Raw genomic sequence first — 21,397 nt, 5'->3', positions numbered from 1 at the left:
GGGATTGTTTCTAGTTATATTTTATCAAAATAAGAATATAAATGGGTAAATTGGAATGTTTACACTTTTTATTAGGGTATATTTTAAATTCCATTTCAATTAAAAGAATTCCTTTAAAAAAATCCCTTTTTCGGAAATAGAAAAAGGGATTTTAATCTGTGTTCTATTAAACTGGGTATACAGGGTGCTTTCGTACACTAAAAGTCAATTCTTTTGTCTCGTAAAGATGATAACGGTTAATTAATACATTTCTTAAGTCTGATGGAGAAACAATGTCATCAACAATTAATTCAGAGGCAAGCTTATAAATATCAATTGTTTCTTTGTACTCCTGCTGTTTTTCCTGAACATATTTAATTTTTTCTTTCGGATCTTCGATCGCATTAATTTTATTGGAATAAACTGCATTAACAGCGGCTTCCGGCCCCATAACCGCTATTTGTGCAGTAGGAAGCGCGATACAGCAGTCAGGTTCAAATGCTGGGCCTGCCATCGCATAAAGTCCTGCTCCATAAGCTTTTCTAACAACAACCGAGATCTTAGGAACAGTTGCTGAACTCATAGCTGCAATTAGCTTTGCACCATGACGGATTATTCCAGCTCTTTCTACCTTGGTTCCAATCATAAATCCTGGAACATCCGCCAGGAACAATAATGGAATATGGAAAGCATCGCAAAGCTGAATGAACTTCGCTCCTTTGTCGGCAGAATCGACAAACAGCACTCCGCCCTTCACTTTCGGCTGATTGGCAATGATCCCAACTGTCCTTCCTCCGATCCGAGCCATACCGGTAATCAATTCAGCTGCAAAAAGCCTTTTTATTTCAAAAAAGCTTCCCTCATCAATCAAGGAATCAATACACTCATACATATCAAATGGGGCATTTTGATTTTGGGGAATAATCTCTTCAAGGGCGCGTCCAGCCTTAGGCTGGATAGCCTCTATCACTCCAGGCTTTTCTTTAAAGCTTGCTGGAAAATACCCCATATAAATTCTCGCATATTCAATAGCCTCTTCCTCACTGTAGGCGAGCACATCACCACACCCGCTTACTGAACAATGCATTCGTGCTCCACCCATCTCTTCAAGTGTTACCTTTTCGCCAATTACCTTTTCAGCCATTCTTGGTGATCCCAAGTACATGGATGCATTTTGGTCAATCATAATGACAATATCACAAAATGCCGGAATGTAGGCTCCTCCTGCTGCAGAAGGCCCAAATAATAGACAAATTTGCGGTACCATGCCTGAAAGTTTTACTTGATTGTAAAAAATTCTGCCCGCACCACGCCTATTTGGGAACATTTCTAGCTGATCTGTTATGCGTGCCCCTGCTGAGTCAACAAGATAGAGGATCGGAACTTTTAATTTTTCAGCAGTTTCCTGGATTCGAATGATTTTTTCAACCGTTCTGGCGCCCCATGAACCAGCTTTCACTGTTGAATCATTTGCCATAACGCATACCGTCTGCCCATTGATTTTCCCGATTGCAGTTACAACACCATCTGCAGGCAGACCCTTTTCTTGGCAATTGGCAAACTTGCCATCCTCCTCATAAAACCCATCATCAAAAAGAAGCTCAAGACGTTTTCTGACAAAAAGTTTATTCTGCGCTTCATTTTTCTCATGGTATTTTGGATGTCCGCCAGCTTCGATTTCCCTGCTTCTTTCCTGCAGCGTTTCAGTTAATGTCTTTGCAGTGGTCATTCTCTTCCTCCTAAAACTAATATTTTCTGCCCGCTTGGTTTAATTGCGGATGCAGGCTTTGTTAAATCTGCCTTTTGATATCTGCTCCAGGCACTAAAGCAAACCGGACACAGTTTAGTGAGCCTCACCGGAAACATATGCATCTGAATCCCTTTGATAAGTTTCTTGCAGGACTTTTAAAAAGGATACTTGTAAAAACAGCCCACGAATACCAGAGAATAAATTTCGGGCTTTCTTTGCCTGGATCTCGTACATGCCGCTTATTCAGCAAAGTGCCTAATTCATAGAGCGATAAATAGCCAATTTTATTCAAAAGTTATCAAATCATCGCCTTCGTTTACGAAATCTCCGACATTGACTTTTACTTCGGAAACTTTACCAGAAGCATCACTTTCGACCGGAATCTCCATTTTCATGGATTCCAGCATAAGCACTTCCTGGCCTGCAGCAACCTCCTGGCCAGCTTCCACTAAAATATTTAATACAGTACCTGCCATTGATGATGTAATTACTTTCATTTGTATTTCCTCCTTTTATTTGACAGCGAATGTTTTATCGGTTAGAAATGCGGTTGAATAATTCCCATTGCAGAAATCTTCGTCCTTTAAAATCTCTTTAAATAAAGGTGCGTTTGTTTTAATGCCTTCCAATTTCAGTTCATCAAAAAATTGTACCGCTTTTTCAATTGCTTCTTTTCTTGAATCTCCTTGGATTATGCACTTAGCAATCATCGGATCATAAAATGGGCTGACGGCCGTACCGGAACTATATCCATAATCAACCCTGACGCCAGGGGAAGTCTCCCACTCAAACAGTGATAATTTCCCTGGAGAAGGCAGGAAGTTTTTTGGATCTTCAGCGTACAATCTGAACTCGATGGAATGTCCCTGCTGCTTTATTTCATCTTGCGAAAGCGGCAGTTTTTCTCCACTGGCAACTATCAGCTGCCATTTAACCAGATCAAGGCCTGTAATCTGCTCTGTTACTGGATGCTCAACCTGAAGTCTTGTGTTCATTTCCAGAAAATAGAAATTTTCTTTTTCATCGACGATAAATTCAATCGTACCTGCATTTTTATATTGAACAGCTGCTGCTGCGGTCAGAGCCGTTTCACACATTTTTTGCTTCGTCTGCTCCGATAGAAATGGTGATGGTGATTCTTCCACCACTTTCTGATGCCTTCTCTGAATAGAGCAATCCCTTTCATATAAGTGGACGATATTGCCATGATCATCTCCGAACACCTGGATTTCTACATGTCTGGCATTTTGAATGTATTTCTCTACAAATACTTCTTCTGATCCAAAATAAGCTTTAGCGCGGGCTTTTGTAGATTCGAATGACTTAGCGAGCGCTTGCTCATTTTCACAGCGCACCATGCCAATCCCCCCGCCTCCGCCGCTTGCCTTCAGCATAACCGGATACCCCATTGAATTTGCAAGTTCAGCTGCTTCTTCTAATGTAGAAGTTCCTTCGACGCTTCCAGGCACAACAGGCACACCCGCTTCCATCATTGTTTTGCGAGATACTATTTTGTCCCCCATCAACTCAATGGTTTCAGGTTCAGGACCTATAAAAGCAATTCCAGCATCTATTACCGCTCTTGCAAAGCCTGCGTTTTCAGATAAAAAACCGTAGCCCGGATGAATTCCATCCACTTGTTCCCTTTTAGCGATTTCAAGTATGGCTTCTGCTCTTAAATAGGATTTATTAACAGGCGGTTCACCTATATTGAAAGCATATGTAGCTTCTTTAGCAAAAGGCAGGTCTTTATCTGCATCGGAATAAATGACAACCGTTTCAATTCCCATTTCCCTGCAAGTTTTAATGATGCGCAAAGCAATTTCTCCCCTGTTTGCAATTAAAATTTTTCGCACAATCGATCCCCTTTCTAAGCATAATAATCCTGCAATAATAAATATTTCTACAATCTTCTGCCTTTTTCCTGCTAATTTTGAAAACGCTTTCTGATTTTTATAAAAAAAACTAAAAATATATTAAGTTTTTCATAAGTGCAGAATTTTTTGTTTACTTGTTATATAATAATAGATAAAGAAAGATACTTCAAAAAAAAAGGAAGGTCTTATTAAGCGGTTACATCTATGTGAATCTATATACATCGTTGGCCAAGGGGGAGATTACATGAATTATAAGGTTGAAAAACTTAAAGTAAACTATAAGACTTTGGAAGAGTTTAAAAAATTTAAAGAGTATGGACTCCAGGAATTGTCGATGCTTGAGGACCTTGAAGCTAATATTATCGAAAATGACAGTGAATCGCCATTTTATGGCATTTATTTTGGCGATAAACTTGTCGCGCGTATGAGCCTTTACCAGATAGATGCAAAATTCGACCGTTATTTCGAACCTTCTCAGGATTATTTGGAGCTATGGAAGCTCGAGGTACTTCCCGACTACCAAAAGAAGGGCTACGGTCAAGCTTTAGTAGAATTTGCTAAAGGTTTCGGACTTCCTATTAAAACGAATCCTCGTGTAAAATCCAAATCTTTCTGGGAAAAATTAGGTTTTTCATCCGTACAGTACGATATGGAGCGCGATCTTGGGGAGAACCCGCTTGTGTGGTTTCCAGCAGGCGTTAAAGAACAAACACATTAATCATTCAACTAATGATAGCAAGAGACAAGCGGACAATTGAAAGTCCGCTTTTTTTATGTTAGTTACTCTATTTGATTCATTTAAAAATTCGAACTTGCATTTATTTCTCAACTTTTTCGAGCTGACTATTTGGATCAACGGTAAATTTTAGATTTTTTTTGCGATCTCCATCTTTTAGCCCAACAAGTTTGCGTGCGCTTTCCATAATTTCTACTATTGCCTTATAATCCTGCTCCATTGTATTCAGTTCTTTGATTAATCTTTCATTTTCAGCCGCAAGGTAATACATTTGCTTTTCCAGTGCCTGTATCCGTTCCTTTGAGGAATTCCCATCGAGCTTTTCGGGTTTTTGGGCTTTGTCATATAACGTTTTCAGAAAACTGACTAATTCATCAAACTTCATATTATTATAATCATTTTGAGCAGCAGGATCGGTATGGTCTATCACTTTAACATCAGGCACCACAGAAACTTCTTTTTCCCTTTCGGATTCCTGAAAATGCTTTTTCATTTCTTTTCTCTGCTTTTTAGCTAGTTCAATTCCGGATTTATATTGCTTTCTTACATAGGAATTCCAGCGGAAGCCGCAAGCTGCTGCAGTTCTGCTTAATTGTTTGCCCACTTCTTCAAATGCCTGAAGCTGGGTTCCCCCTTCACGGATATGGCGGAGCACCACTTCGGCAAGGAGCAAATCTTCATCTGGAGACCAGGCATCCTGACGGGTTGAAGACATCAGTATATCCCTCCTAGTGTTTTTTCTTTATACATATGCCTATGCTAGAAAAGATAGACTGATATCATTCTATAAAGTGAAACTTTATTCAGGCAAAACCCGTTTTTTTAGTTAGAATCTTTTAACATATATTGTTTTTTGACTTCAATCTTTGACCGTTGATTTCAGCATGGGGCACTTGCTTTCCTCGGGGAAAAATGAGAGCATGCTCGGCTTCGCCTGTAGGGTCTCCCGCCTCACTTTTCGCAGGACATTGAATAATCTCCCTGATACAGCACCGTACGAAAGAAAATGCGGATGCATTTTCGATGATCAAACGCCCGCCGCGAAGATCAATTCAGTGGCTGAACTCTGTTAACCGCCCAAAAGCAATAAAATTTATAAAACAGCCTTAAGCAAATACTACCCTTATTTTTCCATAAAGAGTTCAACCTGCTTATGATGGGATTCACCTTCCCACAATATAGCACAGCTGCGGACTTCTTCATCAATCCGTTCCTCTATTTTATTGACCTTCCACTTTTTAATTAGAATTTCTTTATAAGCCCTGAGTACACCACTTTCAAGCAAAAGCATTTTCTGCATAAATCTTCTGCCGGACACAATCGCTTCCCCTTCATAAACAAAGTCAATAAAATCCATTTCAGTTAGTTCTTCGTGCGAATATAAAGCAGCTTCCATAAGCATTTTCATTGCATTTGCAGGAATTAGCTTTTCCGTTAGCATCGTTCCGCCTCCCCAGCCAGTTGTAATGGCCAGAGTTCCTTGGATAAACCCAGCTTTGGCACCGGCTTTGGCGATTCGGTAATCACAAGCAGCCGCAAGCTCGCAGCCTCCTCCTACAGCCGTTCCGTTTAAAATTGCAACAGTTGGCTTAGGCAAGAAAAGCAGCTTTTTCAGGATCCCAGCCATTCTGCTAAGCATTTCAAATGCTTCTTTCTCCGTTTTCAAAAGATGGAAGGAAGCAAGATCGCCTCCGGAGCAAAATGCATGGTCTCCTGCTCCCGTTATCGCAAATGCCTTAATTGAACTTCTGCCTGCTTTTGAAAGGGCATCTTCCAAACCGTCCATCACTTCATAACTGACAGCATTTCTTTTTTGAGGCCTGTTTATTGTAAATACTAAAAGTCCGTCCTCAAGTTCTTCGATTATGTACGGCTTCATAGGTGCCTCCTTTAAAATAATTTATCTCTTATGCATTCCAACTGTATTTATAGTCAACTATTCTTAATTTTAGCAAAAATTAAAACCTACTTGTATATAGAAAGCCGAACATACCTCCTAAAACGACAAAAGCACAAGAACTGAGTTCTTGTGCTTTGTATCTAAAGGATTAGTCGTTTACTACTTCTTTTCCTTTGTATGTTCCGCAAGCTTTGCAAACGCGGTGAGCAAGTTTCATTTCACCACAGTTTGGGCATTCTACCATACCAGGAACCTGTAATTTAAAATGGGTACGACGTTTTCTCTTTGCAGTTTTAGATGTTCTTCTAAAAGGTACAGCCATTCTTCCCACCTCCTTAAAGAGTATTAGAGGATGTCCAAAGTGATTTGGACACACCCGTTAAGAAAGTTATGAAGGCCAGATCATACTGGTTTCTTCAAGTGCTTCTTGTTTTTCTTCCGTTATGAATCGGAAGAAGGATCATTTTGATCAAAAAATTGAGCAAGTCCGGCAAGACGAGGATCTACTTTATCCTGTTTATCTTGCTCCTGAATGACCTCCCAGTCCTTACCGGATTGAGGAGCTCCTTCTTCACTGCTGTCTTCGCAGAAAACTTGCATTGGGACTTCAAGTAAAAGAATCTCATGAAGGATCGGATTTAGATCAATCACATCCCCTTTTACTTGGTGAACTTCCTCTTCAGTTTCATAATCTAAACCTTTTAAGAGAAAAGTTTCTGTTGTTTCAACATTAATTGGATAATTTACGTCAACTAAAGTACGAGAACAAGGCAGAATTAAATGACCTTTTATATTTAAATGAAAAGTCACTTTGGCCGAATCGATATCCGCACGTCCTGTCACGTGCATAGGTGAAGCACCGCGAATGTCCGAATCCAATTTCATGCCCTCATCTACATTGACCATTTCATCAATGGGAAAATCCTTGCTTCGATATTTTTGTAACTGACTTAAAGTCCATTTCATACGAATCACCCCAAGGCAACAAAGGTAATTATAGCCTTCCTATAATTATTTGTCAATATTTTTTCTTTACACTATAATGTAGCTATTATTATACAATTGAAGGCTTATTTTATCATATCAGAATTTATATCCTTTTGAACTTAGATAACTGTCTAGCTCCAGGCGCCAACCCCCTCGAGTTCACAAGCTTGTCTAGTTGCGGCTCCAGGGACTCGGGGTCATAAGCCAATCCCTTCCAGAAGGAAAGTACACCTTCTTACAGGGCTTGTCTTATGCCTAAGGCCCGCAGGACAAGGAAGGCTTCGTCAGCAAAATCTTCGCACGACCGAAACCTGCAGATTTTGGGAGGATGCGGGTCATGCAGACGTTGCCACAGGAAGTGGCGCTCTTAGTCTGCGTTCCTTCGCGGTCAAGGCGCCTTGCGCTTTTCTTATCATCATTTTCAGAATGATCCTTGGTTCCTTTTTATTCATTTAGGCTTTCTTTTTACTTTTTCCAATACATATCTTTTTAAACCTTTTCGAGGAGTATGTCAAATATGGATGCAGTTGGAGTAATTGTAGAGTATAACCCTTTTCATAACGGCCATGCCTATCATGTGGAGCAGGCAAAAATGGCTTCCGGGGCAGAAATTGCCATTGCCGCCATGAGCGGCAACTTCTTGCAGCGGGGTGAACCGGCGCTTGTATCCAAATGGAAGAGGACTGAAATGGCATTAAAAGGAGGCGTCGACATTGTTTTTGAGCTTCCTTATCAGTTTGCAGGCCAGCAGGCAGATATTTTCGCAAGCGGTGCTGTATCAATTCTTGATGCAGCTGGATGCACCAGCCTGTGCTTTGGAAGTGAATCCGGGAATATGGATCGCTTCCATCAAGCTTTATCCTTCTTAGAAAGTCATAATAGTGAATATCAAAGCAGAGTTAAATTTCATTTGGAAAAAGGATGCAGCTATCCAAAAGCGACATCCCTGGCTTTTAATGATATCAATCCTGAAAATGATTTGATTGACCTTTCGAAGCCTAATAATATTCTCGGTTTTCAATATTTAAAAGCTGCAAGCAACCAGAAATCCTCAATGAAATTTTTGACTGTAGAAAGGAAAAGTGCAGGATATCATGATGAGCAATTTTCTTCTGATTCAATCGCAAGCGCAACAAGCATCAGAAAGGCTCTTTTCTCAGATATTGGAGAAATTAATTCCATTCGGCAGTATGTCCCTGACACATCATACCGAGGCCTAATTGAATATAAAGAGCATTTCGGAAAGTTTCACCAATGGGAGGATTACTGGCCTTTCCTTAAATACCGGCTAATCAATCTGCTCCCTGAACAATTGAAAGATATCTATGAAATTGAAGAAGGACTTGAACATCGGCTGCTGTCCGCCGCTCTGCGTGCTGAAACCTTCCAGCAATTTATGGAGGAAATCAAAACAAAACGCTATACATGGACTCGTCTCCAACGGGCTTGCATCCATATCCTAACAAACACATCAAAAGATGAAATGCCTTCAGTGCCGGGGAAGGCATCATACCTGCGCTTATTAGGCATGTCCAATAAAGGCAGGGAATACTTAAATAAACAAAAAGCAGACTTCGCTCTTCCGCTTATTTCAAGAATTTCTTCCCAATTAACAGATCTCTTGAAATTGGATATTAAAGCTTCACGTGTATATGCACTTGGTGTAAAAGGCAAACATCAGCAAACCCTCCTGCATCAGGAATTTAAACAGCCTCCTATTATAATTAAGTAGAGGAGAGTATATAATTAACAGCAAGTAAAAGCCACCGGTATATTAGTTTCATGCCGCTGGCTTTTATTCAATCTAATTTCCTTAAAAATTCCACTGCATCGTCAAAGGTATTAATTGGAACAATTTTCATATCTGTGTTAATATCCTTTGCGGTTGCGACTGCATCTATATAATTTGAATCCTCTGCTCCATTTTCGTTAGGGGCAAAGAAAATTTCTGCATCTGCTTTATCGGCCGCAACAATTTTCTGTTCAATCCCGCCGATTCTGCCAACGGTGCCTTCTGCGTTAATTGTGCCTGTACCAGCAATCCTATATCCCCTAGTCAAGTCTTCTTTAATGAGCTGATTGTATATTTCAAGAGAAAACATGAACCCTGCAGAGGGTCCTCCAATTTCTTCGCTGTCAATATTTACAGCGGGGTCAACCTCCACTTCCTTGTCATCAACCAGAGTGATTCCTACACCAGGTTTCCCTGTTTCCTGAAGTGTTTTTAATGTAAGGTTCGTTTCTTTTGTCTGATTCTGCCGTTCGTAAGTTAGCGTGATCTCTTCTCCCTCCTGCTTTGCTGAAACCGTACCGATAAACTCTTCGGAAGATTGGAACTCTTTACCATCCACTTTAAATATCCGGTCTCCTGCCCTTAGCTTTCCTTCAGCAGGCATATCTTCCATTATGTTCAAAACGTATACACCATTATAGTGGTACTTGAGGGGGATTCCCGCTTTTTTATAGGCAGTTTCAATCGCTGCCAATTTAGACGATGACATCAGATGCAGCTGCCGTACATTATATTCCTCATCCGTTTCATTTTCTCCTCGTATTTCTTCGACAGTATAAAGCTCCTGATATTTGCTTAACTTTGCCATTACAAATGCATATATATTGGCGCGGCCCATTCTGACGGTAGTAAGCATAAAGCTTCCCTTCTCTTCAAATCCATCTTCAACCTTGATGATCGGTTCAAGTTCTTTCGCCATACCCGGTTTAGAAACATAGTAAGGCAGATAATAAAAGGAACTGAGCAAGATTATAACTGCCGCGATTAAGAAGGAACGGAAATAAAAATTTTTTCTCATTATTCAGGGTGCTCCTTCCATTGATTTATGTACTGTTGAATACTGTCAATATGTTTTTTTGCTTCCTCTTCTCCGATTTTTATGATTTCCTCAATGTTGGTAAATGCCCGGGAACTATACATTTCCACTCTAGGCCTAATCATAAAATCCGATGCTATTTCCCGGTGTGTAACTAGTTCCATTTGCATAATATCCAAACTTTGCATGATTACATCATAAATCGAGGTAATTTCAGCGTTTGTTTTCACGTGGGAAACATCTATGGCTATAATGATATCCGCTCCCATTTCTTTAACAACAGAAACGGGAACCCGATCCACTACTCCCCCATCTACAAGCAGACGCCCATTCAATTTTTCAGGCACAAAAATACCCGGTATGGAAATGCTTGCCCTAACTGCGTCTGCTATTGGCCCCTTATTAAATACGACCTTTTCGCCTGTCATCAAATCAGTGGCCACAACATTGACGGGAATATCGAGGTCCTCCAGATTTTTTCCGTGGGTAAAAATACGAATAAGTTCCTTTACTCGTTTGCCAGCAACAAACCCCATTTTCGGCACCATAAAATCAAGATAATACTTCCTTTTAAAAGCTTTCGAAAGCTTATATAAGCGATCAGCATCCAAACCTGCACCATAAAAGCATCCGACCATTGATCCCATGCTGCTTCCAGCAATCAAATCAATTGGGATGCCTGCTTCTTTTAAGACCTTGATAGCACCTAAATGGGCGAACCCTCGCGCTCCTCCCGAACCAAGTGCCAAACCTATTCTCGGACGACGCAAAGTACTACCTCCTTTGGATCAGATGGCCTTGCATCCCAGCCCATTTAATATTCTATCCTTTTTTTGCACATCAGTTACCGAATCTGAAGATCTTCCTAGACTATAACTTCTTTTTCGTGCCCTGTTTTTTAAAATAACCTTGGTGATAGCCTGTATTTAATTCTATGGTCTATTTTAAAGTTCTATGAGTATATTGATTTATATGGGGACAAGGCCCGAGCGGAAGTCAGATTATCGGCCATTCCTGACAAACTTTTCTTTTTCCCAAAATGACATTTATATGATTGCCTATAAAATCAAACGCTACTTTATTTTACCATTGTTTAAAAACAGTTGCACAATCAGTACAACTCTGAGGGAGGCTTGTCCGTGTTTCGTTCTAAATTAAAAACGGTTACTCTTGCACTCTCTGTAACCTTGATGGCTATTTCTTTAATTTCCTTTCCCCAGGAATCAGTTGATGCCTCAATCAGGGGACTAAATATGTGGTGGGAAATTGTTTTCCCTTCCTTATTGCCATTCTTCATTATTTCAGAAATGCTGATCGGTTTTGGCGTAGTTAAATTTATCGGAGTTCTGCTGGAACCTTTGATGCGCCCATTATTCAAGGTTCCAGGTGTAGGCGGTTTTGTTTGGGCGATGGGGATGGCCTCCGGATACCCGGCAGGGGCAAAGCTGACTGTAAGGCTTCGCCAGGAAGGACAACTGACTAAAACAGAAGCAGAGCGGCTTGTTTCCTTTACCAATTGTTCAAATCCACTGTTTATATTCGGTGCCGTTTCCGTCGGTTTTTTTAATAATGCAAAGCTTGGAGTGATTTTAGCCTTAGCTCATTACCTTGGCAATATTACAGTCGGCTTGTTCATGAGGTTTTACGGAAGAAATCCTAAAAAGCACTCCCTTAATGAAAAAAAAACAAAGCCTTCTTTACGTGCAGCCTTTTCAGCTCTCCACAGGACAAGGATTAATGATAACCGACCCATTGGCAAACTTCTCGGCGATGCTGTCATGTCATCCATTCAAACTCTTTTAATGATTGGAGGGTTTATCATTCTCTTCTCTGTCATTAATAAGCTGCTTTTCCACCTGGGAATCACGGCAATACTTGCTAAAGGCATAGAGGTTGTCCTTGCGTTGTTTCACTTGCCAGTTGAATTAAGCATCCCTTTTATTTCTGGACTTTTTGAAATTACGCTTGGAAGCCAAATGACGAGCCAGGTGCAGCAGGCTGCATTAATGCACCAAGTTGTGATTGTCAGCTTCATACTCGCCTTTAGCGGCTTTAGCGTACAAGCACAAGTAGCAAGCATACTTGCCCAGACAGATATCAATTTTAAGCCTTTCTTTATTGCAAGAATTATTCATGGGTTTACCGCTGCGTTTTATGCATATGTTCTATGGAATCCTATTTATCAACGCTTTTACAATACAGAGCAGCCTTCCAATGCAATTCCAGTCGGGTTATTCGGGGAACATTCATTTTTTGGTACAATGCTTATTGGATTATCTTCTGCTGGTCCTCTTATTACAATATTGTCACTCTCTCTTTATACTTTTATATTGGCCAGGCGCCTTGATAAAAGGTGAAAAGAATAATAAAAACGGGCAGCCCCCAGCGCCCGTTTCTATATTATTGGTACTTTTCTTTTAGTGCTTTCTCAACTGTATCCGGAACAAGTTCAGAAATATCTCCATTATATTTTGCCACTTCTTTTACAATGCTTGAACTTAAAAATGAATACTGGTTATTAGTCATAATAAAAAAGGTTTCCACTTTATCATTCAGCACCCTGTTCATAGAGGTAATCTGCATTTCATATTCAAAATCAGATACAGCCCTCAACCCGCGGATAACTGCACTTGCTTTAACAGAGTTTGCATAATCCATTAAAAGTCCTTGAAAAGAGTCAACCCTAACATTCTGTATATCTTTGGTTACTTCCTCTATGAGCCGGATTCTTTCCTCGACAGAAAATAAAGGGTTTTTGGAAGAGTTATTTAAGACAACCACATAAACCTGCTCAAATACCTTCGCGCCTCTTTTAATTATATCCAGGTGGCCATATGTAATTGGATCAAAACTTCCTGGACAAACCGCAATGCCGCCCATGTGAATCCCCCTATCATTTTTATTTAGATATGTATATTTATCCTCAATCAATCCTCGTTATATGGCTGTTCAGTCCTGCCATAAATAGAAATGGATATGATTCCATAATTTTCATGTTTATGCTGGATAAGCCTGCCAACTGACTGAGGCAATGTAACATCAAAACTATGTTCGCACAGTATTGTACCGCTTTCTGCAAGCAGGTTCTTCACGTCTATGACCTGAAGAAGTTTAAGAAGCTGCTGTTTGCGATATGGAGGATCTAAGAAAATATAATCAAAGGCCAGTTCCCTTTTTAAAAGTGCTTTTATTGCCCGATCGGCATCGTTTCGGTATATCTCTGCCTGTTCTTCAAACCCGCATATCCGAATATTTTCATGAATCGTTTGAATTGCCTTTCCATCCCGATCGACAAAAATAATCTTGTCTGCCCCTCTGCTAAGAGCCTCGATTCCAAGACCGCCGCTTCCGGCAAAAAGATCAAGCCCAAGTCCTCCATCAAAATAAGGGCCAATTATATTAAATATGGCTTCTTTAACCTTATCAGTTGTTGGGCGGGTGGATGACCCCGGAACAGCTTTTAAAATTTTCCCTTTTTTTTCACCTGATACAACACGCATAAAATCACCGCTACCTAGCTTAATTTTATCTTCCTGCCAACTCAACCCTTTTCATAGGAGAAATCATTGGCATATTTTTTCTTCCCTATCCTACCATAACTTACAATGGGTAGCCAACCTGCTAATTGAAAGCGTAATATTTTTAGTAATATGCACTTAAAAAAAATATCCAATTAAGTGTATATCCATGATGATTGTGGAAATAATGTTACTAACAGCATCTATTCGAAGATGTTGTTGCCAACCGCGGAGAAGACTTACGTTTCCCCATAAGTTCTTCCTCCGGTTTCTCCTCTCCCTTTGCCTTCTATCCTGAAAAGGATCTAGAAGGACCCTGCAGGAAACTGCAGGGCTTTTTATTTTTCTTTATCATTTCGTGTCTTTTATTAACTTGATCTTCTGGTCTCCTTCTTCGACTGTGATTCCAAAAAGTGATTTTAGCCATTGAATCTCAATATAAGCGGTCCCGTTTAAAATAGTCAACGGATTTTCCAGAAGTCCATAGTCCTCTTCATTATAAATGAAAACATTTTTGTTAAAGTAAAAGCGATAGCTATTTTTCCCTTTGGCAAGCAGCAGCATTTCATCACCAGAAAGGACTTTCACTTCATACCCCATAGCTTCCATTACCTCTTTTAAAGGCAGAAGCCGTTTCCCATTTTTATAAATCAGCCTTACTCCTGTTTGCTCGATTCCGAAAATAATCACTTTTTTTCCCCCTTCAAAAAAAAGAGGGAAAAATGAATCATCGTATCTTATATTCATTGTAAAAAAACGGGTTGAATGGCCTTTTATATTGCCCAAAAGTTTATCCAGTTTTTCAGTGCTGAGCGTATTTTCCGTGTTCATATTCTGATAAAACGATAGAAGTTCATCTTTACCAAGTTCGTTTAATAATTCATTTTGGACCATGATTCCTTTGGCGGTTCCTGCCCTTTTCCCCATCAGATGAGCTGCAAAGGCTTCGATAAGCCAAATTTCTATGTCGGGATGATCCCCAATTTTCTGCATAAGACTTTGATTCAACAGCATTTTATTCAGCTCTTCTTTTTTTGTGGCAGTTTCTGCTATAAGAATTCCTTTTCCATTAGATTGCTGATATTCATCTGTTAATACCACAGTTATTTCAGATGATCCCCCTAAGCTAACAGGGTTCCCCGCATCTAAATCAGGAGCCAAAGGATTGCTGGAGTAAAACTCAAACCTGTTTTTAGCTGTCTTTATAAGTGGTGCCTGCTGCCAATACAGAGAAGGTGTCCCGCCTTGTCCTTCAAAGATATAGTAATCAATAACCTCCAATTCTTTCTTTGCTCTTAACGGAAATCCCGCTGCCCATACACCTTCCCTCTGAATCGAATCAGACACCATGATTGACGAATCTTCAATCTCTACCCCATGTATGGAGACAGTCCAATCATTCAATAAAAGTGCTTTTTGTTTCTTTTCCTTTGGCAAAACATAGGTAAATACCATTTTATTTTCATTGGTAAAGAATGTATAGGGATCATCATCAGCTGAATCACATGCTGCCCCCTCTCCGCTTTTGCATTTCCATTGAAAAAGTGTATCCGGAATAATTAATCTATATTCTTTATTAGGAAGTAAACCTGATATTGTTTGTGTAATTTTCAACTCGCTCTTGAGAGATTCAACATCTATTTGCTGGCTTATAGAAAGATGCCTTTCAATCTCCCCTGTCTGCTCAGAATAAGCTTTCCATTGCCATACAACCAAGCCCGTAATGATCCCAGATAATATTAGAAAAATAAAAAAAAATGTTCTCCACATGGTATACCCTCTTAGTCGTATTCTTTTACCATAACAATACCAAAGGGAAGGACATCCGTCACACAAAAATTGTATAATTTTTTCAAATTTTTACGATTTGCTGCTGAGAACAATTAAGTGAGAATTTGTTGTGAAGCAGGTTAAGAGTTTTTTCACATAAACTATTTTTGAAGCGGGTTTGCTATGCTGAATGTGAGGTATGTACAAGGTAAATCTGGGCTATCTTCTTTAACTGGGGTATTTTTTATTTTCTCATTTCGTCCTATTAAGCGAAATGATAATCCGGGCTGCCATCAAGCAGAGTACAACTAACCCCGATACTTGAGGCTGCATTAGCCAAGTCACCTATCTGCAAACCTTAGGATATGGAATTCCTCAAGATCTTCTACTGACACCGAGAAAAGGTCAGTATTTTGCACAGCAAGCAGTCCTTTTGCACTTAACACCGCTATGATCGATACGACGACAAAACCATTCATATTATAAATATGTTTCTTTTCTAATGAAGAAATATCTGCCTTTATAAAATAAGCGGCACAAAGAAAGGTAGTCTTCAAAAGAAAAATATAAAGCATGCAGTCACACTCCTCTCAGCTTTTTAGGTGCTACTTCTATTTTTATGCTGGAAATGATAAAGTATGGATGGACATAGACCATTTTATTTTATTGAACAGGGTACATAATGAAGAGGTGTATTCCGCTAAAGAATAAAAGGAGGGACTAACTTTGATACAGCGTTTTATAGAGATTGGTGAAGGTTACTCTGATATTTATGAATTAATCGAGATTGCAATGGCCAGCCAGCACCGGCTATCCCATTTGGCAGCTTTCCATACAAATATAAAGGATAGAGATGTGACGTCTTTAGCTGTTATCTTAAAGCCTACAGATCCTGGAGATTTTCAGCCGCTTTATGTTTGCCGAGAAGGGACACCAAATCCAAATATAATACCTACTAAAAGATACGATTTATTTGCTGAAACGGCTAGGATACTTAACAAAGAAGTCATTCAGCTTACGGTAAAGCCTTCTACTTACTTTAATGAAAAGGAATTGTTTTATCAGTATTTAATTGGAATTTTGAGGCTTAATCATTATATTGCTCCATTGCAATAAGCGAACTTAACCTGCGGTGCCGTGCTCCAGTCCTTCTATAGGGTATCGAGACATTCACCATGAGGCATATCAAGGAAAGAGTGTTTTTCCGCAAATAAAAAAGGCATGAGCCTTTAGTCATGCCTTTTATATTCCCATTTTATAATCGTATTCCTTTGCCTTGTCAGGCTTAGAATTTTCAAATTCCGTTTTTAGGAATGGCTTATAGGATAGTTCTACGTTTTTCACAAAAGAATATGAATTAATTTTTTCCATTATACCTTCAGCATCTGCAAGATCACTGTACAATACCACGTATTTCAGCCGCTTTGAAACATAATGGACATTTCCGAATCTTCTTAACATTTTTGCTTGCTTTAATGAATAAAGCCAGACAATTATTCCTTGTCTTTGACCAAGCATATATTTTTCCCCTTCGATCAATCAATTGTTTTCATTAGTCTAGCATAGAAAAACAGCAGGTTTCAATGCATAAATTACAATCATGCATATTTTGATAACAAAAAAAACCAGCAAAAGCCGGTTTTTTATGCTGAACAGCCACAGCTCCCACCATTGCCGCAGCCGCCTCCGCAGCTTGATTCAAAGAAAGGATTCCCAGTTGGAACCTTTATATGTTCAGAAACAGATCGGCCAATTAGTACACTTACTTCATCAAGAAGGTTTTGCAGGCCGTTTTCAGCTCTTCTGAACTCCGCCACATGGACATCCATATCCATTTCACGCTTAAGTTCCCTAATGGACATCATCACTTTTTTATATTCTGGGTGAAATTTGCCAAAACGCTGAACTTCTTCATAAAGCTCTTTCATTTTGACAAACTCCTTAACTTTTCTTTGGGTCTCACGGCTGTTCTTTAATATATATAAACTTTTGCGGTATTGGTTCGCTTCTTCTGATTCAATAATCATTGCTGCAATCTCGTCAGCTTTGTCCAAAATTGCCATTCTCTCTAATGTAGCAAGCAAAAAGCCCACCTCCGTTTCCTATTTTATCATGAAACGATTGAAAGCTAAAGCAAGGAACCTACGGAATGGACACATAAAACTCTTTATTCAGCTCTGCTGAAGGCTGATTCCCTTTCATAAGTGCCAGCCTTATCCGGTGGGTACCCGTATCCAGGCCTTTAACAATAAACGCCGCAGAAGATATTTCCTCTTTTTTAACACCATCTACATACAAGAGAATTTTTCCCTTGTCTTTTGTGCTATGTCCCCTGAAGGAGACACCTTGAACTATACATTCAATAAGCACATCTTTTCCTCTTACTTGATGCCGAACATAAAAGGGATCCTTCGCATTGCTTTCAATACCCAATACCGGTATATCTGATGCTAACTCAATTGCACTGACTGATTCAATTTCCAACATTGTTTCTGGTTCAGGGATATCTTTATGGCATGCAGCAAGAATCAAAAGGAATAATATGCTAATAAGGTATTTTAAGCCCTTCATTCTAATTCACCCCTAAAATCGGCTTCCATTTTTTTTAAAAAGGATTCCCTATATGATCATAGTGTTTGCACCTATTCCCTTTTTTACTCTTAACCATAATAAAAAGCTCTCTCGGCTTTGCGAGAAAGCTTTCTTAATTGGACTGTGAATTCATTGCCTGAAACATACTCATCATCATGGAAGCCATTTGTACCCCATTTGTAAATTTTTCGACTTGATGGGGAATAGTCTTTTTATAATAATGAAGTGCAGCCACTTCCAAAGAATGGATTTCATAGGGGTTCCTTGTTAAAGTTCTGTACCAGCGGGGCTGCTCCCTTATAAATTGCTTTAATTCTTTTTTTTGTTCAAGATAATTGACAACATCTTTCCTCATTATTCCATTCCCCTCTGAATTTAATCTTTTCTAAATGAAAAAGGGTTATTAGGTTTTGAATTTCCTGAATTGGAGCTTCCTCCTGCTGGCTTGCCCCCTTGAAATTGGCTAATGACTCCCTGGACAGCTGAGAGTGCCTGGCTGAGATTATTGATATATCCCTGCATTTGATTGGAATCCATTTGCTTCAGCGTCCCCATGATATTACCCATCCAATCGCTTTTCTTTTCATTAGAGCTTTTTTCTGACTTCTTATTTTCTTTAAACGAATCCCATCTTGAATCCTCTTCCCCCAAAAGATACCAGTCTTCGTACAAATCTTGCCAAGTGGCATTCCCAGTCCGTACTTCCTTTATAATTTGCGGATTCTGTTTGACAAACTCTTTAAACTTTACAACAGAGGGATGAAGCTTTTTATCAGACATGCCTATCTCACCTCATTCTGCTACAAATGCCTATAATACCATATGAGCTGAATTTGAAAAGGTGAATGCCAACCGACTGTATCCACTAGTAAAGAAATATAATTCAAAAATTCTGCCATTAGTGATAATATATAATGCAGATTGCTAATGAAGGGTGAAAAACATGGATAAAGATCTAATGGAGTTATTCGATAAATGCATCGACCAGGCGACGGACGAAGAAATAGAGGATTTAAAATCAATTCTGCATGGGTTTCATAAGAAACAGACAGGACAGAACAGTTCTTATATAGGGGGACTGCTTCATATGGAACGCTCGATCACTGACGATGAGTGTGTTTTAACCATCCCCTTAACTTCCATAGTGGATAACCCTCTCGGAATTCTCCACGGAGGGATCACAGCAACCGTCATAGACTCGGCCATGGGCTCACTTGCTGCTTCCTTACTTCCTAAAGGGTTTGGAGCTGTCACTACACAGTTAAACGTTCATTATTTATCAGTCGGAAAAGGAGATTATGTGACATGCAGGGCAACTATTAATCATAAAGGCACTAAAAGCATGGTATTGTCCGCAGATGTTTATCGGTCGGATGGTAAAAAAATTGCACAAGCAACAGGGAGCTTTTTTATCATCGAAAAGAAAGTCATCAAAAAATAAGGCTGTTTTCGTAAAGTATGTTGCTTTACACTATCTTAGTTAAATTTGCTGAGTTGATTGGAGCGGAGGGTACTTGATCCTCGAAAATGCATCCGCATTTTCTTCGTGCGGTGTTGATTCGAGGAAGATTATTCAATGTCCTGCGGGAGGAGAGGGAGCGGGAAACCCCACAGACGCAGAGCGTCGAGGAGGCTTCCGTTCCTCCCCGCGGAAAGCAAGTACCACTTGCTGAAATCAACGGCTAAATTCATCAACAAAAACAACAATCTATGAGAAAAGAGCCAAAAATAAAAAGAGGTGGAAACATGGTTACAGCTATTGTCATCCCAATTATTTGCCTCTACTTTTACTGGCTGACCAAAAAAGAAATGCGGGAAAGTTATGATAAGTGGGCTGGCCTTAATAACGTCCTTGAAGAAGCCATCATCTCAGGAGTGATTGCCGATAAGAAAGAGAGTAAACAAAGATATTATTATAATCGATATGTCCATGTTCTTGAGTTAACCATACAAGCGTCAGGAAAACTATGGAATGCAAAAAAAATCACACCGCAGCTGAAAGACTCCTGCTTTCCTTCAGTGAATATTGGGGATATTGTCCATCTATATGGTAATTGGAAGGAAGAGTTTTTTCATGTCAGCCGTATCGAATTAAAAAAGAAATCTGATGCAAAAAAGGAAAAGAGCCTGAATTAATTGGCTCTTTTCCTTTTTTATTTTATTATTCCTCTTCCAGTTTTCTTATGAAGTTTTGAGTGTAATGTTTCTTATAGACGCCAACCCCCAGATGAGTAAACTTTTCATTTAAGAGGCTCTCTCTATGTCCTTTGCTATTGAGCCACCCTTCCACAACTGCAGGGGCATCCATATAGTTTGCTGCAATATTTTCACCTGCAGTTTCATAGAATACCCCACCAGCTTCAAGTCGATCAGCTAATTCACCGTATGTTTTGGAAGTATGTGAAAAATCATTGCTTTCGTACATATCCCTGCTGTGTGCATAGGCAACAGCTGCTGTTGCTTCATCCCATTTCAGCGGGTTTAATCCATTTCTTACCCTCATTATATTTGTAAGGTCAAGAATCTGGTGTTCCTTGCCTCTCTCCACCTCTTTCTCAAAAGCAGGCGAAGGCAGGGGCGCTTCCAATAATTCCCCACGGTATACCACCTCATAAGGTCTCATCTTTATTAAGGTTGCAGTGTCCATAAACCTTACACTTGAGAGAGTTCCTGTAAACTTATCGATATTCAGCTGGGCATATTGGCTGCCTACCATAACCAGCGGTCTTATATGAAGATCTTCTTCAGATAGTTCAAAAAGATAGGTACTATCTTTATATTCAATGTTAATATTTGTTTCAACGAAGACTGAGGAATTAATCTCGCTAACTGGCTGGCCGATCTTAAAAGGGGTGACATCCAGATTTTTACCTGCTGCAAAAATAGTCACAACTTTATTGTCGCTGACGCCAATTTGAGCATAGTCAGTATTGCTTTTAGGATATACCCACCATTCAAATCCAAAAAAAGAAGGATCAATCCTTGACGGCTCACCTAAACTTTCCTTGAGTTTCTGGCTTGATTTTCCCATCAGCTTGGCCAGCCCTTTTTCAGGAATTTCAGTATTTGAAATCAAGTTATGGTTCTTGTCCTGATTCAAATCCCTGATTGGATTTTCTTTATTGACAAGCAATTCCCCCTGTTCCTCACTGGCTATATCGAGATAAAAGCCTAACCCCAGAAAAACGGCAATTAATATTAATATTCTTACTAGTGTGCGCAGCGAACCCCCCTCCCTTCTAATTTCCTCTATATTAATATTTACTATTCACTATGTAATGTGTACATGTATGAAAACAACCACTGGTAACCCAGTCTTTTACCCTAATCATATCATCACGTGTATTGATTTTCTATCCTTTTTGCCAGTGGGAACAGTTAAATAATATACTCAACTTTCGCACCGATATAACGTGAGCCAATCGGTGCGGCTGTAAAGCGCTTCTGCAATTTAACTGGT

General features: G+C 39.6%; 25 protein-coding genes. 6 read left to right on the top strand and 19 right to left on the bottom strand.

Features of this window, described 5'->3' with window-relative positions; translation table 11 throughout:
- Window positions 1-166 precede the first annotated feature (166 nt).
- The 3 genes from NCCP133_RS17020 to NCCP133_RS17010 form a co-directional block, all read right to left on the bottom strand.
- Window positions 167-1,708 carry an acyl-CoA carboxylase subunit beta gene (locus tag NCCP133_RS17020; protein ID WP_264806285.1) on the bottom strand — a complete coding sequence of 514 codons (1,542 nt, stop codon included), beginning with the start codon at window positions 1,706-1,708 and terminating at the stop codon, window positions 167-169.
- Window positions 1,709-2,013: 305 nt separating this feature from the next.
- Window positions 2,014-2,226, bottom strand: coding sequence for a biotin/lipoyl-containing protein (locus tag NCCP133_RS17015; protein WP_264806284.1), 213 nt, complete (start codon window positions 2,224-2,226; stop codon window positions 2,014-2,016).
- 15 nt (window positions 2,227-2,241) lie between these two features.
- Entirely contained in the window at window positions 2,242-3,585 is a 1,344-nt protein-coding gene (locus tag NCCP133_RS17010) for an acetyl-CoA carboxylase biotin carboxylase subunit (RefSeq protein WP_264806282.1), read from the bottom strand.
- A gap of 265 nt (window positions 3,586-3,850) precedes the next feature.
- On the opposite strand from NCCP133_RS17010, the gene NCCP133_RS17005 reads away from it, so the two are divergent.
- Window positions 3,851-4,324: an N-acetyltransferase gene (locus tag NCCP133_RS17005; protein WP_264806281.1), complete on the top strand. Its 474-nt coding sequence runs from the start codon at window positions 3,851-3,853 to the stop codon at window positions 4,322-4,324.
- Window positions 4,325-4,424: 100 nt separating this feature from the next.
- Here NCCP133_RS17005 and NCCP133_RS17000 read toward each other — a convergent pair whose 3' ends face one another.
- The 4 genes from NCCP133_RS17000 to NCCP133_RS16985 form a co-directional block, all read right to left on the bottom strand.
- A complete protein-coding gene (locus NCCP133_RS17000; RefSeq protein ID WP_264806280.1) occupies window positions 4,425-5,057 on the bottom strand; it encodes an RsfA family transcriptional regulator in 633 nt (210 codons plus the stop codon).
- Window positions 5,058-5,465: 408 nt separating this feature from the next.
- Window positions 5,466-6,221, bottom strand: a complete 756-nt coding sequence (locus NCCP133_RS16995; protein WP_264806279.1) for an enoyl-CoA hydratase/isomerase family protein — start codon at window positions 6,219-6,221, stop codon at window positions 5,466-5,468.
- Between the two features lie 169 nt (window positions 6,222-6,390).
- Window positions 6,391-6,564, bottom strand: coding sequence for a 50S ribosomal protein L32 (gene rpmF, locus NCCP133_RS16990; RefSeq protein WP_009791160.1), 174 nt, complete (start codon window positions 6,562-6,564; stop codon window positions 6,391-6,393).
- 119 nt (window positions 6,565-6,683) lie between these two features.
- Complete coding sequence (locus tag NCCP133_RS16985) at window positions 6,684-7,208, bottom strand: YceD family protein (RefSeq protein ID WP_264806277.1); 525 nt, start codon at window positions 7,206-7,208, stop codon at window positions 6,684-6,686.
- Window positions 7,209-7,746: 538 nt separating this feature from the next.
- Here NCCP133_RS16985 and NCCP133_RS16980 point away from each other — a divergent pair.
- Window positions 7,747-8,961: a nucleotidyltransferase gene (locus NCCP133_RS16980; RefSeq protein ID WP_264806276.1), complete on the top strand. Its 1,215-nt coding sequence runs from the start codon at window positions 7,747-7,749 to the stop codon at window positions 8,959-8,961.
- 67 nt (window positions 8,962-9,028) lie between these two features.
- On the opposite strand, the gene NCCP133_RS16975 is transcribed toward NCCP133_RS16980, so the two are convergent.
- Both NCCP133_RS16975 and NCCP133_RS16970 read right to left on the bottom strand, forming a co-directional pair.
- Window positions 9,029-10,039: a SepM family pheromone-processing serine protease gene (locus NCCP133_RS16975; protein WP_264806275.1), complete on the bottom strand. Its 1,011-nt coding sequence runs from the start codon at window positions 10,037-10,039 to the stop codon at window positions 9,029-9,031.
- The gene (locus NCCP133_RS16970) at window positions 10,039-10,827 is read right to left on the bottom strand and encodes a patatin-like phospholipase family protein (protein WP_264806274.1); all 789 of its coding nucleotides are present in this window, start codon (window positions 10,825-10,827) and stop codon (window positions 10,039-10,041) included. Before NCCP133_RS16970 ends, NCCP133_RS16975 begins: the two co-directional genes overlap by 1 nt.
- A 369-nt stretch (window positions 10,828-11,196) precedes the next feature.
- On the opposite strand from NCCP133_RS16970, the gene ylbJ reads away from it, so the two are divergent.
- The gene (ylbJ, locus tag NCCP133_RS16965; RefSeq protein ID WP_309298087.1) at window positions 11,197-12,414 is read left to right on the top strand and encodes a sporulation integral membrane protein YlbJ; all 1,218 of its coding nucleotides are present in this window, start codon (window positions 11,197-11,199) and stop codon (window positions 12,412-12,414) included.
- Between the two features lie 43 nt (window positions 12,415-12,457).
- Here ylbJ and coaD read toward each other — a convergent pair whose 3' ends face one another.
- The 4 genes from coaD to NCCP133_RS16945 form a co-directional block, all read right to left on the bottom strand.
- Window positions 12,458-12,937: a pantetheine-phosphate adenylyltransferase gene (gene coaD, locus NCCP133_RS16960; protein WP_264806273.1), complete on the bottom strand. Its 480-nt coding sequence runs from the start codon at window positions 12,935-12,937 to the stop codon at window positions 12,458-12,460.
- 47 nt (window positions 12,938-12,984) lie between these two features.
- Window positions 12,985-13,557: a 16S rRNA (guanine(966)-N(2))-methyltransferase RsmD gene (gene rsmD, locus NCCP133_RS16955; protein ID WP_264806272.1), complete on the bottom strand. Its 573-nt coding sequence runs from the start codon at window positions 13,555-13,557 to the stop codon at window positions 12,985-12,987.
- A gap of 369 nt (window positions 13,558-13,926) precedes the next feature.
- Complete coding sequence (locus NCCP133_RS16950) at window positions 13,927-15,345, bottom strand: copper amine oxidase N-terminal domain-containing protein (protein WP_264806271.1); 1,419 nt, start codon at window positions 15,343-15,345, stop codon at window positions 13,927-13,929.
- A 341-nt stretch (window positions 15,346-15,686) separates the two neighbouring features.
- Window positions 15,687-15,920, bottom strand: coding sequence for a hypothetical protein (locus NCCP133_RS16945; protein WP_264806269.1), 234 nt, complete (start codon window positions 15,918-15,920; stop codon window positions 15,687-15,689).
- Between the two features lie 151 nt (window positions 15,921-16,071).
- Between NCCP133_RS16945 and NCCP133_RS16940 the strand changes: the two genes are divergently transcribed.
- On the top strand, window positions 16,072-16,461 hold the full coding sequence (locus tag NCCP133_RS16940; protein ID WP_264806268.1) for a DUF7147 family protein: 390 nt from the start codon (window positions 16,072-16,074) through the stop codon (window positions 16,459-16,461).
- 126 nt (window positions 16,462-16,587) lie between these two features.
- Here NCCP133_RS16940 and NCCP133_RS16935 read toward each other — a convergent pair whose 3' ends face one another.
- The 5 genes from NCCP133_RS16935 to NCCP133_RS16915 all read right to left on the bottom strand — a co-directional run bounded on the left by NCCP133_RS16935 (window position 16,588) and on the right by NCCP133_RS16915 (window position 18,717).
- A complete protein-coding gene (locus NCCP133_RS16935) occupies window positions 16,588-16,863 on the bottom strand; it encodes a YlbG family protein (protein WP_264806267.1) in 276 nt (91 codons plus the stop codon).
- A 125-nt stretch (window positions 16,864-16,988) separates the two neighbouring features.
- Window positions 16,989-17,429, bottom strand: coding sequence for a YlbF family regulator (locus NCCP133_RS16930; RefSeq protein WP_264806266.1), 441 nt, complete (start codon window positions 17,427-17,429; stop codon window positions 16,989-16,991).
- A 58-nt stretch (window positions 17,430-17,487) separates the two neighbouring features.
- The gene (locus NCCP133_RS16925) at window positions 17,488-17,916 is read right to left on the bottom strand and encodes a hypothetical protein (RefSeq protein WP_264806265.1); all 429 of its coding nucleotides are present in this window, start codon (window positions 17,914-17,916) and stop codon (window positions 17,488-17,490) included.
- A gap of 133 nt (window positions 17,917-18,049) precedes the next feature.
- The gene (locus NCCP133_RS16920; protein WP_264806263.1) at window positions 18,050-18,292 is read right to left on the bottom strand and encodes a YlbE-like family protein; all 243 of its coding nucleotides are present in this window, start codon (window positions 18,290-18,292) and stop codon (window positions 18,050-18,052) included.
- 20 nt (window positions 18,293-18,312) lie between these two features.
- Window positions 18,313-18,717, bottom strand: coding sequence for a YlbD family protein (locus NCCP133_RS16915; protein ID WP_264806262.1), 405 nt, complete (start codon window positions 18,715-18,717; stop codon window positions 18,313-18,315).
- Window positions 18,718-18,880: 163 nt separating this feature from the next.
- On the opposite strand from NCCP133_RS16915, the gene NCCP133_RS16910 reads away from it, so the two are divergent.
- Both NCCP133_RS16910 and NCCP133_RS16905 read left to right on the top strand, forming a co-directional pair.
- A complete protein-coding gene (locus NCCP133_RS16910) occupies window positions 18,881-19,378 on the top strand; it encodes a PaaI family thioesterase (protein ID WP_264806261.1) in 498 nt (165 codons plus the stop codon).
- Window positions 19,379-19,683: 305 nt separating this feature from the next.
- Window positions 19,684-20,073 (top strand): hypothetical protein, encoded by a 390-nt coding sequence (locus tag NCCP133_RS16905; RefSeq protein WP_264806260.1) that lies wholly within the window; start codon window positions 19,684-19,686, stop codon window positions 20,071-20,073.
- Between the two features lie 25 nt (window positions 20,074-20,098).
- On the opposite strand, the gene NCCP133_RS16900 is transcribed toward NCCP133_RS16905, so the two are convergent.
- Window positions 20,099-21,160, bottom strand: coding sequence for a CAP domain-containing protein (locus NCCP133_RS16900; RefSeq protein WP_442874286.1), 1,062 nt, complete (start codon window positions 21,158-21,160; stop codon window positions 20,099-20,101).
- Window positions 21,161-21,397 lie beyond the last annotated feature (237 nt).

This window comes from Cytobacillus sp. NCCP-133 (genome assembly GCF_026011715.1).
Classification (GTDB): domain Bacteria; phylum Bacillota; class Bacilli; order Bacillales; family Cytobacillaceae; genus Cytobacillus.
Note: the sequence above shows the minus strand (reverse complement) of the source record. Positions and strands in the feature narration are given on the sequence as shown.